Here is a 16,796-nt window from a genome sequence, read left to right on the forward strand (position 1 = left end):
AATAATTTTTTGATTCATCATTTTTAATAAAGGAGAATTCATTTTGAAATTTACCTCAAAAATTGATTGGTGGCTTTTATTAATCCTGATCGTTGTTACAGTAAGTATAATCTCAAAAATTTATAAAGCTCATCATACTGATTCTTTAGCATCTAATTTTAGTTACTTAGCCATTTATAGCGTTATTATTTTTCTAATTTGGTTGCCTGTATTTAATACTTATTATGTTATAGATCAGAATAAATTAATCATTAAAAGTATAGTGTTTCGCTGGAAAATCAATATTGATGATATTACTAAAATTGAAGAAACTCATAACCCACTTTCTTCACCAGCACTGTCATTAGATAGACTAAAAATTTATTATTTTAAAAATGGGAGCATGAATTCGGTCATGATTTCACCAAAAGATAAAGAAGGTTTTTTTCAAGCAATAAACAAAAGACCATATTAAAGTTGCTTGTTTAATTGCACACATAAACTACGCTATCTCCATTATGACAAAAAAGAAATGGAGATAAGCCATGTCCACACGCTTTTTACTGCCTATTTTAAGCACTACGGTTTTAATGGCATTAACGGGATGTACCTCATCTGCTCAATATTCTATTGCAGAAAGTTATGGTCCCGAACCAAAATTGCCTGAGCCTAAATCAAGTTTATTTCCAACCGTAAATATCGCACCCGCTGAAGGATGGCCAAGTGGTGTTATGCCAAAACCAGCAGAAGGTTTGAAGGTAAAGGCATTTGCACAAGGCCTTGAGCATCCACGATGGTTACATGTTTTACCTAATGGAGATGTATTGGTTGCTGAAACCGATGCACCCCCTAAGCCAGATGATGGTAAGGGGATTAAAGGTAAAATAATGAATTTAGTGATGAAAAGAGCAGGTTCATCTCATCCGAGTGCTAACCGTATTAGTTTGCTTCGTGACACTAACGGAGATGGAGTTGCCGACCAAAAAACGGTATTTCTCAAAAACTTGAATTCCCCATTTGGCATGGCATTGGTGGGTAATAACTTATATATCGCCAATACGGATGCACTTGTACGTTTTCCTTATCAAGAGGGTGAAACACAAATTAGTGCAAGTGGAACCAAAGTATTGGACTTACCGGGCGGGCCTTTGAATCATCACTGGACCAAAAATGTAATTGCAAATCCTGAAGGAACTAAACTATATATTACGGTCGGCTCCAATAGTAATGTTGCTGAAAATGGTCTAGATAAAGAAAAAGGCCGTGCACAAATTATGGAATACGATATTGCGAGCGGTCAGTCTCGTCCATTTGCAACTGGATTACGTAATCCAAATGGTATGGCTTGGCAGCCTCAAAGCGGAAAACTTTGGACAGTTGTAAATGAGCGCGATGAAATTGGCAGCGACTTAGTCCCTGACTATATGACGTCAGTTCAAGATGGCGGTTTTTATGGCTGGCCTTATAGCTACTATGGTCAACATGTGGATGTGCGAGTAAAACCACAAAATCCTGAACTGGTCGCACGTGCCATTAAACCTGATTATGCACTGGGCAATCACACTGCCTCTTTAGGCCTTACATTTTATGCAGCTGAACTCATGCCGCAATTCCGAGGTGGTGCATTCATTGGTCAGCATGGTTCTTGGAACCGTAAGCCTCACAGCGGTTATAAAGTCGTTTTTGTACCATTTAGAAGTGGTCAACCCTCTGGGCCACCTCAAGATATTTTGACTGGATTCCTAAGTGACAAAGGCAAAGCTTATGGGCGTCCTGTAGGAGTGGCAGTAGACTTTTCTGGGGCAGTGCTAGTCGCAGATGATGTGGGTAATACTATTTGGCGTGTCTCACCCATTGCCGAGACGACTTATGAAGCTCCTATGAAACGTGCTATTGGAACCCCGCCAGGCACGCCATAAAGTGTATTAATGATCATTAATTAGCATGGGCGGCCTTTAAGTTTTATAGAGGCCCGTCCAAGAGGCTATTATTTAATTTTTAAATAATTGAACAAAAAAAATACTAATTGGACTTTATAAGCCAACTTCTCAAGAATGAATATGTGAAAACGATAATGATGTTTAAGGATCAAACACATGAATACACATATTCGAATTGCCGTGGTTGGTGGTGGTATTGCTGGTCTGGCTTTAGCAAGTAATTTAAGTAAACATGCTCATTTAGATGTACAAATGTTTGAATCTGCACCTCAGTTTTCTGAAATTGGGGCTGGGATTTCTTTTGGTGCTAATGCAGTCAAAGCCATTGAATTATTAGGTTTAGCTAAAGAATATCACGCCATTGCAGATAAGGTGAGTGCACCGTTTCAAGATGTTTGGTTCCAATGGCGCAATGGTTATACCGATGAATATTTATCTGCATCTATTGCTACAGGTGTAGGGCAATCTTCGGTTCACCGTGCAGATTTTCTAGATGCCATTATTCCTCACATGCCTACGCAAAATGTCCATTTTTCTAAACGCCTTGAAGCAATTGAAGAACAAAACGATCAGGTAATTTTGCACTTTAATGATGGTAGTCGGCACGAGTGTGACTATTTGATTGGTGCTGACGGTATTCGCTCTGTTGCTCGTCAATATGTTTTAGCTACTCATCATTTGCCACCAGTTCATCCACGTTTTTCAGGAACTTGGGCATATCGTGGCATTATTTCGCACGCTTCATTTAAAGAAGCTTTGCAACAAGTAAATGGCGATACAGATTTAGCAGATATTCCCCAAATGTTATTGGGTAAAGACAAACATATTTTAACGTTCCCAATTCGTAAGGGAGAGCAAATTAATATCGTTGCTTTCTGCTCAAACCGCGAAGATACAGTACTACCAGCCGATACACCGTGGACTAAGCCTGTCGATAAAGCTCAAATGCTTTCCGATTTTTCAGACTGGAGTGAAAGCTGCCAAACATTACTCGGTTTAATTGAACAGCCTACCATTTGGGCCTTACATGAAATTGAAGAGCTTTCAACTTATCAAAGTGCTTCTGGTCATGTCATTGTCATGGGCGACGCTGCACATGCCATGTTACCTCACCAAGGGGCTGGAGCAGGGCAAGGTCTCGAAGATGCATTAATCATTGCAGCCTTATTGGCGACCAAAAACTTACAAGCAGAGCAGTTAACCGATGTGTCTGCCATCTATGAAAAGTTGCGTTTAAAACGCGCTTGCCGCACTCAACAAACTTCTCGTGAGTCTGGCGAAATTTATGAATGTTATTCAGCTCAATACCCAACATTTGCCGCAATTGGCGAACATCTTGAACATCGTTTTGACTGGTTATGGCAACACGATCTAGAGCAGGATGTTGTAGATGCACAGCGCCAATTACATCAATTAGGAATGGCAACCATTTAAATAAATTTTTGTTTTACACACAATTTGCTAAGGAAAGCAATTATGGAAAAACTAAATGCAAATCAATTGATTGATGATGCAAGATTAACACCCTTACATTGGCGGGTGATCTTGCTGAGTGCACTCATTATTATTTTTGATGGTTATGACCTCGTCATTTATGGTGTTGCATTACCCAAGCTCATGCAGCACTGGCAGTTAGATAGTATGACTGCTGGATTGCTCGGTAGCGTTGCGTTATTTGGCATGATGTTTGGTGCCATGATTTTCGGGAGTTTGGCAGATAAATTAGAGTCCTATGGGTTTAGCCGTAAACGTTTAATTATGCTTTGCGTGCTCATTTTTAGCGGTTTTACCGTGTTATGCGGTTTTGCCAATAGCCCTAAAGAATTTGCCATCTATCGTTTTATTGCTGGCCTAGGTTTGGGCGGTGTCATGCCAAATGTTATTGCCATAATGACCGAATTTGCCCCAAAGAAATTACGATCAACTTTGGTATCGCTCATGTTTAGTGGCTATGCGATTGGTGGTATGAGCTCAGCACTTTTAGGCATGTGGTTGGTTCCTAAATTTGGTTGGCAAATCATGTTTATTTTGGCAGGTATTCCTCTCATTTCATTACCTATTATTTGGAAATTTTTACCCGAATCAATTGATTATCTGGTTCGCCAAAAAAAATGGAATGAGGTACGTCATTTACTTCAACAGTTAGCACCAGAACAAAACATAGCTGATCATACGAGCATCGTATTACATCAAGAAAATCAACAAACTGTAGCTCGACCTTTGGTTGCTCTTTTTACCGAGAATCGCGCTTTAGTCACTGTGTTTTTCTGGCTGAGTGTATTTATGGCTTTACTGATGGTGTATGCGCTCGGTAACTGGATACCAAAACTCATGGTCGAGGCGGGATATGATTTATCAACCAGTCTGGTCTTTTTATTGGCGCTAAACTTAGGCGGGATGTTGGGTGCAATCGGTGGAGGGTACTTTGCTGATCGTTTTCACCTAGGCAAGGTCATTTGTTCACTCTTCTTAGCGGGTGCAATTTCACTTTACTTGCTGAGTTATGCTTTACCCATGGTTATTTTATATCTCTGTATTGCCGTGGCAGGCGCGGCATCTATAGGTGGGCAAATTTTATTGTTAGCCTATATGGCCCAGTTTTATCCGTCGCCCATTCGCAGCACTGGCATTGGTATGGCTTTGGGTGTGGGGCGTATTGGCGCTATTTTAGGCCCGATTTTATGTGGCTGGCTTTTAAGTTTACATCTACCCATTGAATATAATTTTATCGCTTTAGCCATTCCTTGTGTGCTGGCAACTTTAAGCGTCGTTGCCATAAGTATTTGTAGCCGAACCAAACAGGTCATATTGAATTCAAGCATGTCTCCATAGTTAAGTATTTTTATTCCCACAAAAGGAACTACACTCTAAACAAGGAAGTTAACGTCTTTGTTTAGAGTATTTAAAGGATCAGAACCATGGATTTAGGTTTGATTAAAGTTTTTGTCTGTATTTATGAGTCTCGTCACATTAGTAAAGCTGCCGATAAATTAAATTTGAGTCAGCCTTCTGTGACTTATAATTTGAACCGGTTACGCCGTCAGTTAAATGACGAGTTGTTTACCCGAAGCAGAGGTGGGGTCGAACCGACAAAAGTTGCACATGAGCTTTATCCAATTTTTCATCAAGCAATTTTTAATATTGAGTCAGCAATTGCTCAAGCACAGGAATTTCATCCTGAAAATTCAAATAAAACTTTTCGCATTGGACTGTCAGATGCAGGGGAAATTTGCCTCTTACCCAGTCTGATGGCTTTTTTGCAAAAAACAGCACCCTATATTCAAATTGAGATTGAAGAGATTCAGTCGTCTAAGGTTGAACAGTGGCTCATTGATGGTTTTTTAGATCTAGCCGTATTTAATAGTACGCAGACCATAATGCCTAAAATAGAAACGCGTACTTTATTTGAAGAAAGATATGTATGTATTGCCAGAGCTGACCATCCAAGGCTACAACAGCAACTGACGTTAGAACAATATTTGCAAGAAGATCATGTTGCCATCAAGTCATCGACAGGGCATATCCAAGTTGAGCAATATTTAAAAACAATGGATTTGAAGAGACGTATTCGATTAGAGGTTCCTCATTTTAGTGTTTTGCAGGGCGTTTTGCAGAGTTCAGATATGTTGGTGACATTACCGTCGAGAGCAGCACGACATTATTTAGCGCATGGTAATGTTCAAATGTTTGAATTACCTTTTGCTATGGATTCTTTTAAAGTGAGCTTAAATTGGTTTAATCGTAGTGATGATATTATTGCCAGAAAATGGTTGATTCAATCTGTTGGTCAAATATTTGAAGTTCTATAAAACCATTAATATCTGTGTTGAAAGTTATATTTAAAATTTCATTTTCAGATGAATGAGCTTGATCTGAGAAGTTAAAGTTCTTTCCAATTTATTATTAAATTTTGATAGCATTCGCGGCATACACAATAAGAACTGTTGATACGAATTATGACCGATCAATTAAGAGCAAAATTTGAAAATTTAGAACTTAACGCAGGTTTAGGGAAAATCAGTGCCTTTATTTCAATGTCACTCAGCTTACTTTGTTTATTTGGTGCATTATGTTTTTTATTTCCCAGCATATTAACGACACCGGAACTTCGTCCTCTTTACGCAAAACACTATAATCTTTTTTATTATGGCCTGATCACTGGCATTGTGATTAGTGCTGGTTTTGGTGCATTTAGTGCAATTATTCGTCAAAACCGATATGGATTCTACGGGCTATGTTTTTCACTTGTAGCAGCAGTTTTGGGCTGTGGTGTAATTAAAGCACCCGTTTTACCCAGTGTACCGTTTTATGCAGGTATCGATTATTTTGTACTGACCTTATTCATTTTAGCGTTTGTTTTTATTCCGCTTGAAGGTTTTTTTGCTAAAAATCCTGAACAAAAAATATTAAGAGTGGGCTGGGTGACCGATATGAAATATTTCATGGTCAGCCATGTTGGAATCCAATTATTCAGCTTTTTAACGGTCATGCCGATTCAATATTGGATTACCCATCTACCTGATAATCCGATTGTGCCTTATGTACAAGCTCAGCCGATTTGGCTGCAATTTATTGAGCTACTGATTGTGGTCGACTTTACGGTCTATTGGCTACATCGTGCTATGCATGAAGTTAATTTCTTATGGCGTTTTCATGCGATTCATCATTCGACTGAATATATGGATTGGTTAGCATCTTCTCGTTTACATGTCATAGAAGTGCTAATGACTCGTTTTATTGCGACTTTACCGATTTTCCTATTAGGTTTTCATACTTCAGCTGTTTTTGCTTATTTAATTTTTATTTCGTTTCACGCTATTTTTATCCATTCTAATGTGCGTTTTCGTTTTCCATATTTGCGCTGGATTATCGCAACACCAGAATTCCACCATTGGCATCATTCCTCAGAAAAACCTGCTATTGATAAAAATTACGCTGCTTTTATTCCACTCTATGATGTCATTTTTAAAACCGTCTATATGCCAAGTCATTTGGCGAGCGTATATGGGACGGTGGGTTATAAAATCCCAAATAGTTTTATAAAACAGTTTACTTGGCCTTTTAAAAAGTATGTAAAACGTTTTTTAAAACCTTGGCGTGATCAGTAAAATAAAAATAGCCTCGATGGAGGCTATTTTTTTAAAACATTATTTGCTTTTAATATTTTTAAAAATCATTACAAGGGCAATCAGAGCAAGGCTAATAATTAAACTCATATAAATATTGGCACTGTTCATAAGTCCAATTTTACCCACAAAATAGCCTGCAAGAATTGCCGGAATGCTAAAAGCTAAATAGCTTTCAACAAAAAATGCGGCCATAAGACCTGCACGTTCTTCGGGTAAAGCTAGGGGCATGACTGTGCGGATTGCTCCCATAAAAGCTGTACCAAAACCCACTCCAGTAATAATAGAACCTATAAATAAAACAGCCGCACTTGTAAAATTAATCGCTAAAAATAAAACGGTTGCGCCAATAATGATGGATAAGGTGCCCGTCAGCAAAATACGAAAATTTGTAGATTTTCTAAGTGTCAGAATTCCTGCTGCACCTGAAAGGGCGAGAGCCATAAACATAATACCGTTTAGCCAAGCCGAAGATGTCTGAAAAATTTTTGCCAGCAAAGATGGCATCAGTGATAAGAAAAAACCACTGACCATCCAAAGCGCAATATTAATAGGACTAATACTGAATAAAGCACTTCTTGCCTGATGAGGAATGGCCATGTTGGGTTTTAAAGAAGCAAGCGCACCCGATCTTTTTTGTACAGTTTCAGGATTAAAAAAACTTAAAATGAGTTGAAATGTAAAGAGAACACATAAGAGTTCAAAAACCAGATGTAAAGGTTGTGATGAGAATTGCAGAATAAGACAGGTAATAAAAATGCCAGCTGCCATGCCAACCATTGGAGCAATACTATTAATCAGAGATCCTTGAAGCTTGCTGAAATCTAAGATGGCGGCGCCTATGGCAGAAACGGCAAGTCCAGTCGCAATGCCTTGTAGACCACGCGCAATGAATAGCATAGAAACATCTGAGGCAAAAAGGAAAAAGCTCATTGAAATAATTTGAAGAAAAATCGCCGAAAGAATGACAGGCCGACGTCCAATATAATCCGATAAAGAACCAATAATGAGTAAAGAGGCAAGTAAGGTAAATGCGTAGGTTGCAAAAATTAAGGTTAATGTAACAGGCGAAAAATTCCATGCTTGTTGATACAAGCGATATAGAGGAGTAGGAGAGCTGGATGCGGCCATAAAGGTCATGAGCGTAACCGTGTTTAAGGTCAACGCAATTCTTGAATCTAATCGAAAAACAGATCCAGACCCTTTAGAACTTGAATTGTTCATATAAGATGAATAACATAAAAGCGAATATTTAGCTTTTATACATTATTTTTGTACTAAAGCAAATCCTTAGCTTTAGTGTATTTTGTATATACAAATTATATTTTAATTGTTTTTTATTGAAGTAGAGCTGATTAATGGCAAAAGTTGTTACTGGGTTACGACCGGGCGGCCGTAGTGAAAGAATTCAAACTGCGGTACATCAAGCAGTCAAAGAGCTTCAAAAAACATGTGAACAAAGCCAAATCACTATACCTATGATTGCTGATGAAGCAGGAGTAACGCCTTCTACAATTTATCGCCGTTGGGGAGACATCAATCAGTTATTTTCAGATGTCGCCCTTAATGAACTGAAACCCGATATGGAGCCAAAAGATTTAGGCTCATTTCAACTTGATATCACGACATGGATCGAACAATATTTCGAAGAATACTCTTCTGAAGTAGGGCAAACATTGCTACGAGATTTGCTATATGCAACTGAATCTTCAAACGCTCGAAAGTGCGAAACTTTAATCATTCAACAACTTGATATTATTCAAGCCAGAGCTAAGGCGCGTAATGAATTAACTATAGAAAATCAAGAGATTATCGAAGCTGTTATTGCACCTATGCTATTTCGAATCTTATTCACTGATCGTACATTAAGCTTAGACTATGTCCAAATTTTATTGGAGCGGTTATTTAAGGCCCATCCTAATTTGAATTAATTTATCACAGCTTATTAGTGTAATTTTTTAACAAGAAATAGACACTTTCTCTTGTTAAAAAATTATATATCAATTTTTCTTATTATTTTTAAATTAAATTTTCATAATTTATATTTAATATGTTTTCTATAAAATCATTTATTTAATAAATGATTGCCTTGAGTTGGCTTCTAACACTCTTAAGGAGGGTTTTATGAGTATTTGTTATCTAAAATATTAATATAAATAGTAACTTATTTAAATATAAATCTGTTTTTATGACATTTAAAAACTAAAAATAAAATTGATTCTATACAATTTAATGCATGATTTCTGAATTTGTCATTTTTTAAATTTATAACACAGGGTGTTTTTTATTCTTTACAATGGCTTTTCCTTGTTAAAGCAGCTTGTGGTGCTTGCTTTATATTTTATTTTTTTATCCCCATCGAAAAGGTATTTAGATAATGGATTTCAATACCCTTGACCAAGAAACGGTACAGAAAAAACAGAAATTTCACCAAATTTTGTATGTACAGGTCATTTTTGCAATTATTTTGGGCATTTTAATTGGTCATTTTTACCCAGAACTTGGCGAAAGTTTAAAACCGCTTGGTGATGCATTCATCAAGATTGTTAAAATGATTATTGCTCCCGTCATCTTTCTAACTGTTGTTACAGGCATTGCCAGTATGACAAACATGAGCCGAGTTGGCCGTGTCACTGGTAAGGCTATGCTCTATTTTCTGACCTTCTCAAGCTTGGCTCTTGTGGTTGGTATGATTGTGGCAAATATTATCCAACCGGGTAAAGGCCTTAATATTGATCCTGCTACCTTAGTCAACGACAAAGTAAATACTTATGTTGAAAAGGCGCATGCAACAAATATTACTGATTTCTTCATGAATATTATCCCGCAAACATTGGTCAGTCCTTTGGCTGGTGGCGAGATTTTACAGGTGTTATTTGTAGCGGTGCTATTTGGTATTTCTTTAGCTGCTTTGGGTGACAGAGCACGTCCAATTACCGATTTCTTAAATAACTTAACAGCTCCAGTTTTCTACTTGGTCGGTATGTTAATGAAGCTTGCCCCAATTGGTGCTTTTGGTGCAATGGCTTTTACAATCGGTGCATATGGAATCGAATCAATTGGTAATTTATTGCTGTTGATCATGACGTTCTATATTACTGCTGTGTTATTTATCTTAGTTGTTTTAGGTGCAGTCGCTCGTTATAACGGCTTTTCAATTATTCATTTAATTCGTTATATCAAAGATGAGCTTTGGTTGGTTTTAGGGACAAGTTCTTCTGAAGCAGCTTTGCCATCATTAATGGACAAAATGCAAAAAGCGGGGTGTGAAAAATCAGTTGTAGGTTTGGTCATTCCAACAGGTTATTCATTTAACCTAGATGGGACAAATATTTATATGACAATGGCGGCTCTATTTATTGCCCAAGCCTGTAATGTAGATTTATCAATTAGTGAACAAATCGCATTGCTTTTAGTTGCAATGGTAAGTTCTAAAGGTGCAGCAGGGGTGACTGGTGCAGGCTTTATTACTCTGGCTGCAACTCTATCAGTTGTGCCAGCTGTTCCTGTCGCGGGTATGGCTTTAATTCTGGGTATCGACCGTTTTATGTCTGAATGCCGCGCTTTAACAAATTTAGTGGGTAATGCATGTGCAACAATTGTTGTGGCGCGTTGGGATAAAGCTTTAGATAAAGATCTTCTGGATAAAGCATTAAAGAACCATAAAGCAGATTAACCTTATAAAAAAATCTGTAGCTAAAGGCAATTTGGGAGAGTTGCCCAGCTACAGATTTTTTGTTTAATATCGAAAAAATATATTTTAACTAAGCCATTCTAAAGTTCTGCAACATTACTTTCTTGTAGGAAAGATACTACTGTAATTAAAATCGGGTTGTAAAAAATTATGCTTTTAAGTGATCCTCAAATTCTTCACCTAATTGCATAGCTAATGAATTACCTGCTAAATCACAGGTCACCAAACCATATTCTTTTTTAAAACTAAAAGTAAAACCTTTCCCGTCAGCAAGATTTTTAACTGAATATCCTAACTTTTCTAACCAAATACGAAACGCAATCAAATTTTTAGCTTTAACAACCTTTTTCACGTGAGAACTCCTTCTATCCGTGGCATTACATCTTATTTATTAATAGGGTTTTAATTAGATTTTTTAAAGGGGCAAAACTTTGTTTTATTTTGCAACTTGTAAAAAAAGTAAGATAAAGAAATAAAAGATTTCATTTTTATGAAATTTTGATTGTGTTATGTAATTAAAAAATAATAAATTTTTATGTAAAGCACTGTTTGGGTAAGTGATTTTGAAAATTATAAATTTGATGAATTTTTTTAAATAATGAATAAATAAAAAATAGAGTAAATGTAAAAAATAATTACAGGCAACAGGGAGTAAGCAAAAAGATACAGTTTTTAAAATGAAACTGTATCTTCTTTAAAAGCTGAATTTTAGAAATTATCTTTAAGGGCGCGTAGGTGAGCAAAATCTTCAACACTTTCCGCGCGAAGAAAAGGGTTGGTTGCTAATTCAAGCTCAATAGTGCTCGGTAATGTGATTAATTTTTGTTTACGTAGCTCATGGACTTCTTCAGCACGTTTTGATAAGGCATGGTTATGCGGTTCCACCGTTAAGGCAAATTCAGCGTTTGAAAGCGTGTATTCATGTGTACAATAAACTTTTGTATGGGTTGGTAGTGCTGCTAAGCGGCTCAGTGAGTGATACATTTGTTCGGCTGTGCCTTCAAATAGTCGACCACATCCCATTGCAAATAAAGTATCGCCGCAAAATACAGCTTCTAATTCTTCAATAAAATAGACAATATGCCCTAAGGTATGACCTGGGGTTGCGATAATCTCGACTTTTAAATCATTAAATTTTAAATGATCGTCATGTTGTAAAGGGTGAGTAATTCCCGGAATTTTTGTGAGTTCATCACGTGGGCCATACACAGTAATATTTTGCGTAGCCGTTAAGTCCGCCACACCACCTATATGATCTTTATGCCAATGGGTGAGCCAGATTTGTTTTAAGGTTAACTGATGACTCTGACAAAATTGAGTTACCAGCTCTGCTTCGGTTGGGTCAACTGCAACAGCTTCTTGAGTTTCAGTATCTTCTAAAATCCAGATATAGTTTTGGAGGGCATTTTGCACATCAATAAAATGAATTCTGTAACGCATTGTTTTATCCTAAAACCAAATCCAAAGAGTAAATAAATAATCACTGATTTTGATCATAACAGAAAATGGTATTAACCCACGTACTTCACCATTTTATGAAACTGGTTTATATAAAACAAAAAAGCCCCCGTGTAGGGAGCTTCTTATAGTCGATGATTTAACGTACTTTCGCGAGCCAGTTGCCTAGCGTCTGTACAATCTGTACTAAGAGCAGTAGAACAATCACTGTTAAAATCACAACGCTCGTATCAAAACGTTGATAGCCATAAGAAATCGCTAAATCACCAATACCGCCTGCACCAACTGCACCAGCCATGGCAGTTGCACCAATAAGACTGATTGTCGCTGTAGTAAGGTTTAAGATGAGTGAACTGCGTGCTTCAGGCAAAACAAAGCGAGAGATAATTTGCCAAGGGGTAGCACCCATCGCCTGAGCAGATTCAATAATTCCTTCATTTACTTCAAGCAAGGAAGTCTCAATAAGACGTCCCATATATGGCCCAACATAAATAGTTAATGGAACAATAGCTGCCCACGTACCAATTGAAGTGCCTACTAATAGCTTAGTAAGAGGAATCACTGCAATAAGTAAAATGATAAAAGGAAGAGAGCGTAAAGCATTTACAATTGGATTAAGTAAATGATAAATCACTTTATTGGGCAAAATGCCTTCTGGACGGGTAACTAATAAAATAATTCCCTGAATGAACCCCCAAATACCACCAAACAAAAGTGCGAAGAAAACCATATGAAAGGTTTCTTGCAAAGCGGTAACGAACTGATCAATAGAAAGAGAACTATGCCAGAAAGGTTGAGTGAGTTCAGTTAACCACTGTACGATTAAATCTCTCATACTTGATCTCCTGATTGAACTACACCCACTTCATTTTGTTCTAAAAACTCAATAGCCTGCTTAATTAGCAGAGGATCACCTAAAAGCTGCACAAACATTTGACCAATAACGGTGCCATTAATTTCAGTCATGTTAGCAAATAAGATATTTAAGCTAATATCGAATTGTTTAATCAGTGACTGAATGACAGGTTCTTGAGCAGAACGTCCTAAAAACTGTAAACAGTAAATACTATGATGATGCTGGTTTTCGAGCTGGTTTAAAATATTCACAGGTAACTGTTGATGTAAAACAGTTTGAATGAAGTTTTTAGTTGTCGGATGTTGAGGTTTACTAAAGATATCAATCGTTGAACCTTGTTCAATGACTTTACCTGCTTCCATCACAGCTACATGATCACAAACAGTTTCAATGACATCCATCTCATGGGTCACCATAACAATCGTGATTTTTTGCTCTTGATTGATTTTCTTTAGTAGCTCTAAAACTGACTTGGTTGTTTGAGGGTCTAGGGCAGAGGTTGCTTCATCACACAAAAGGATTTTTGGATGATTTGCCAAAGCACGGGCAATACCAACACGTTGCTTTTGGCCGCCAGAAAGTTCATCAGGATAAGCATCTTTTTTGTGCTTAAGGTCAATGAACTCCAATAACTCATTCAAGCGCTTTTCACGTTCTACCTTATTGTAATTTAGTAGACGCATTGGCATTTCGATATTTTCAGCAACCGTCTTGGTTTGTAGCAGATTGAAGTGCTGAAAAATCATACCAATATTTGCACGTTCCTGACGTAATGAACGCGCATCCAAAGCAGTGAAGTCCTTTTGATTAATGATAACCTGACCTTCATTTGGTCGTTCAAGTAAGTTAATCAGGCGGATTAAAGTACTTTTACCTGCACCACTATAGCCAATAATACCAAAAATACTACCTTCTGGAATTTCCAAATTAATTTGGTCCAGGGCACGTATGGTTTGGCCTTTAAGCTGATAGTGCTTTGAAATGTTTTTAAATTGAATCATGTCGTCAAAAAACTATGCTGAAAAGAAAAAACAGGCAAAGAGACTTTGCCTGTTTCGCGTTGCGGGTATTATATTACTATTTAGCTTCTGTGAGGTAGCTGATTGGCTGATTCACGTCAACTTTTGTACCACCAAAGTGCTGTTCAACGTATTTTTTTACAGCTTCAGTATGATATAGCTGACCAACCTTCTGAAGAGTAGGGTCATCTTTACGTGATTCCGCTGTTGCAAGAATGTTTACGTTGAGTTTTGTGCTACTGTCTACTGGCTCATAGAAAATAGAATCTTTGAGCACATTTAAACCGCCTTCCATTGCCAAAGTATTACCTAAAACAATTGCATCAACTTCATCTTTTACGCGTACAGCTGTCGCCATTTGGATTGGTTTGATATCAATTTTTTTACTATTGTCGATAATGTCGTTTGGAGTGCCTTTAGCAGGATCGAAATCAGCCTTAAGCTTAATTAAGCCCGCACTTTGTAATAACAATAATGCGCGAGCTTCATTTGCAGCATCATTAGGAATTGCAATACTTGCGCCTTGTGGGAACTCATCTACTTTCTTATGTTTACTAGAGTAAATACCCATTGGTTCAAGATAAGTGGTAGAAACTGGCGCAATTTTATCTTTGTTAGATGCATTAAAAGCAACTAAATATGCATAAGACTGGAATGCATTTAAGTCAACTTCTTTATTTGCAACAGCTGTATTCATTGACACATAATCAGTGAAATTTTTCACTTCAAGCTTAATGCCAGCAGCTTTAGTTTCCGGTAGAGTTGAAATATAACGCCAGATATCAGCGTCAGAGCCAGTTGAAGCAATAACTACAGTTTGCAGTTGTGATGAATCACTACCTTTTCCGGCTTGTGGTTCATTTTGCTGTTTACCGCAGGCTGCAAGTAATAGCACAGACACGCTTAAAAAAAGACTGATCAGCTTTTTCATGTAAAAAAAGTCCTGATTATGAGAGAAATCAACTGTTCAAGTTGGTTCTCGACGAGAAATGAAATGAGTTCTATTGCAACATTCCAAAGTTTTCAACGCTAAAAGTTATAACTTTCAGTACTTTTCTAATTCTTCAGATACTTGTTCTAGCATTTTTGATCTGAGCTTGATAAAACTATTTTTACAGCAGCTTTATCAAATATTATCAGTCATTAAGCAATGTTAAAAAGTATTGAATATTAAAAAATTACGATCATCCTTAACGAAATTAGACCATGTGCGATGATGTTTAGCAGCACATTAACTTGGTGGAATGTTCCAACGGTTTAACCAATCATATCAATAAAAACATATTCAATATAGTGGACATGTTTCGATCTTATTAATTGGAAGTGAATAAAAGATAAGATTTAAATAAATTTATCTAATAAGTAAGATCGAAATAAAAAAGCCCTCTATGAAAGAGAGCTTTTTATAAATTAAGATTTTTTATTCAGCTTTTTCACGTGCAATTGCGCGGTAGCCAATATCACTACGGTATTGCATACCCGTAAAGGTAACTTGACCACATACTTCTAGCGCATTAATTTGTGCTTCAAGAACGCTGTCGCCCAATGCTGTTACACAAAGAACTCGACCACCAGAAGTCACGATGTGACCATCTTCACGAGTTGCAGTGCCTGCATGGAAAATCTTGGTATCTTCAGGAGATTGCCCGATACCTGAAATTACGTCACCTTTGCGTACGCTATCAGGATATCCTTCTGCTGCAAGTACAATACCGATTGACTTGCGCTCATCCCACTCAGCTTCTTTTGGTAAATTACCAGCAATACCAGCCTCTACCAATTCAACAAGAGATGACTTTAAACGCATCATGATCGGTTGAGTCTCAGGGTCGCCAAAACGACAGTTAAATTCGATCACACGTGGTTGACCTTGCTCGTCAATCATTAAGCCAGCATATAAGAAACCGGTATAAACATGTCCGTCAGCAGCCATACCATCAACAGTCGGACGCATGATTTCAGTCATAACACGTTCGAAAATGTCAGAAGTTACAACCGGAGCAGGAGAGTAAGCACCCATACCGCCGGTGTTAGGTCCTTGATCGCCTTCAAAAATACGTTTGTGATCTTGTGAAGTTGCCATTGGTAAAATATTTTTACCATCAATCATACAAATGAAAGAAGCTTCTTCACCTGCAAGGAACTGTTCAATTACAACGCGTGAACCAGCATCACCAAATTTGTTGCCTGCCAGCATGTCATCAATTGCTGCAAAAGCTTCTTCGTTGGTCATTGCAACGATTACACCTTTACCAGCAGCAAGACCATCAGCTTTAATTACAATTGGCGCACCATTTTTTTCAACATACGCTTTAGCCGCGTCTACTTCAGTGAAAACATCATAGAAAGCAGTTGGAATGTTGTGACGCTTTAAAAAATGCTTAGCAAATGCTTTTGAACCTTCAAGCTGCGCTGCATATTGAGTAGGTCCCCAAATTTTTAAACCTGCTTCACGTGCAGCATCTACCACACCATTAACTAATGGAGCTTCTGGACCAACAATAATAAGATCAACATTATTTTCTTTAGCAAAAGCAATGATTGCTGAGTTGTCTAAAATATCAAGTTGAACATTCACACATTTGTCTTCTGTTGCAGTTCCAGCATTACCTGGTGCAACAAAAACTTGAGTGACATTGGTATCTTGCGCAATTTTCCATGCTAAAGCATGTTCACGACCACCACTACCTAAAACTAAAATATTCATTTTTAATTTGTTCCTTA

15 protein-coding genes are annotated in these 16,796 nt (G+C 37.4%); 8 read left to right on the forward strand and 7 right to left on the reverse strand.

The genetic code is table 11. From position 1 onward, the window contains the following. Nucleotides 1–43 precede the first annotated feature (43 nt). From ACINWC141_RS12345 to ACINWC141_RS12370, 6 genes are all read left to right on the forward strand, one after another. Nucleotides 44–454, forward strand: coding sequence for a PH domain-containing protein (locus ACINWC141_RS12345; RefSeq protein WP_009391710.1), 411 nt, complete (start codon nucleotides 44–46; stop codon nucleotides 452–454). Between the two features lie 70 nt (nucleotides 455–524). Continuing rightward, nucleotides 525–1,898: a PQQ-dependent sugar dehydrogenase gene (locus ACINWC141_RS12350; protein ID WP_009391817.1), complete on the forward strand. Its 1,374-nt coding sequence runs from the start codon at nucleotides 525–527 to the stop codon at nucleotides 1,896–1,898. A 177-nt stretch (nucleotides 1,899–2,075) separates the two neighbouring features. Beyond that, nucleotides 2,076–3,353 (forward strand): salicylate 1-monooxygenase, encoded by a 1,278-nt coding sequence (salA, locus tag ACINWC141_RS12355; RefSeq protein WP_009391744.1) that lies wholly within the window; start codon nucleotides 2,076–2,078, stop codon nucleotides 3,351–3,353. A 42-nt stretch (nucleotides 3,354–3,395) separates the two neighbouring features. Next, the gene (locus tag ACINWC141_RS12360) at nucleotides 3,396–4,751 is read left to right on the forward strand and encodes an MFS transporter (RefSeq protein WP_009391670.1); all 1,356 of its coding nucleotides are present in this window, start codon (nucleotides 3,396–3,398) and stop codon (nucleotides 4,749–4,751) included. 86 nt (nucleotides 4,752–4,837) lie between these two features. Continuing rightward, a complete protein-coding gene (locus ACINWC141_RS12365) occupies nucleotides 4,838–5,728 on the forward strand; it encodes a LysR family transcriptional regulator (protein WP_009391740.1) in 891 nt (296 codons plus the stop codon). 147 nt (nucleotides 5,729–5,875) lie between these two features. Further along, complete coding sequence (locus ACINWC141_RS12370) at nucleotides 5,876–7,027, forward strand: sterol desaturase family protein (RefSeq protein WP_009391701.1); 1,152 nt, start codon at nucleotides 5,876–5,878, stop codon at nucleotides 7,025–7,027. A 39-nt stretch (nucleotides 7,028–7,066) separates the two neighbouring features. Here ACINWC141_RS12370 and ACINWC141_RS12375 read toward each other — a convergent pair whose 3' ends face one another. Next, on the reverse strand, nucleotides 7,067–8,269 hold the full coding sequence (locus ACINWC141_RS12375; RefSeq protein ID WP_034678534.1) for an MFS transporter: 1,203 nt from the start codon (nucleotides 8,267–8,269) through the stop codon (nucleotides 7,067–7,069). A 134-nt stretch (nucleotides 8,270–8,403) separates the two neighbouring features. Here ACINWC141_RS12375 and ACINWC141_RS12380 point away from each other — a divergent pair, with 134 nt between their 5' ends. Together ACINWC141_RS12380 and ACINWC141_RS12385 are read left to right on the forward strand one after the other, a co-directional pair. Next, entirely contained in the window at nucleotides 8,404–8,976 is a 573-nt protein-coding gene (locus tag ACINWC141_RS12380) for a TetR/AcrR family transcriptional regulator (RefSeq protein ID WP_009391713.1), read from the forward strand. Between the two features lie 446 nt (nucleotides 8,977–9,422). After that, nucleotides 9,423–10,721: a dicarboxylate/amino acid:cation symporter gene (locus ACINWC141_RS12385; RefSeq protein ID WP_009391753.1), complete on the forward strand. Its 1,299-nt coding sequence runs from the start codon at nucleotides 9,423–9,425 to the stop codon at nucleotides 10,719–10,721. A gap of 166 nt (nucleotides 10,722–10,887) precedes the next feature. Here ACINWC141_RS12385 and ACINWC141_RS12390 read toward each other — a convergent pair whose 3' ends face one another. From ACINWC141_RS12390 to purD, 6 genes are all read right to left on the reverse strand, one after another. After that, the gene (locus ACINWC141_RS12390; protein WP_002119766.1) at nucleotides 10,888–11,091 is read right to left on the reverse strand and encodes a hypothetical protein; all 204 of its coding nucleotides are present in this window, start codon (nucleotides 11,089–11,091) and stop codon (nucleotides 10,888–10,890) included. 356 nt (nucleotides 11,092–11,447) lie between these two features. Continuing rightward, on the reverse strand, nucleotides 11,448–12,179 hold the full coding sequence (gloB, locus tag ACINWC141_RS12395) for a hydroxyacylglutathione hydrolase (protein WP_009391761.1): 732 nt from the start codon (nucleotides 12,177–12,179) through the stop codon (nucleotides 11,448–11,450). A gap of 157 nt (nucleotides 12,180–12,336) precedes the next feature. Next, entirely contained in the window at nucleotides 12,337–13,032 is a 696-nt protein-coding gene (locus tag ACINWC141_RS12400; protein WP_009391782.1) for a methionine ABC transporter permease, read from the reverse strand. Beyond that, complete coding sequence (locus ACINWC141_RS12405) at nucleotides 13,029–14,054, reverse strand: methionine ABC transporter ATP-binding protein (RefSeq protein WP_009391712.1); 1,026 nt, start codon at nucleotides 14,052–14,054, stop codon at nucleotides 13,029–13,031. The genes ACINWC141_RS12400 and ACINWC141_RS12405 overlap by 4 nt, the downstream gene beginning before the upstream one ends. A 76-nt stretch (nucleotides 14,055–14,130) precedes the next feature. Beyond that, complete coding sequence (locus ACINWC141_RS12410) at nucleotides 14,131–15,003, reverse strand: MetQ/NlpA family ABC transporter substrate-binding protein (protein WP_009391686.1); 873 nt, start codon at nucleotides 15,001–15,003, stop codon at nucleotides 14,131–14,133. 489 nt (nucleotides 15,004–15,492) lie between these two features. After that, a complete protein-coding gene (gene purD, locus ACINWC141_RS12415; protein ID WP_009391730.1) occupies nucleotides 15,493–16,779 on the reverse strand; it encodes a phosphoribosylamine--glycine ligase in 1,287 nt (428 codons plus the stop codon). Nucleotides 16,780–16,796: the final 17 nt, after the last annotated feature.

The sequence above is a fragment of the Acinetobacter sp. WC-141 genome, assembly GCF_000313935.1.
GTDB lineage: Bacteria > Pseudomonadota > Gammaproteobacteria > Pseudomonadales > Moraxellaceae > Acinetobacter.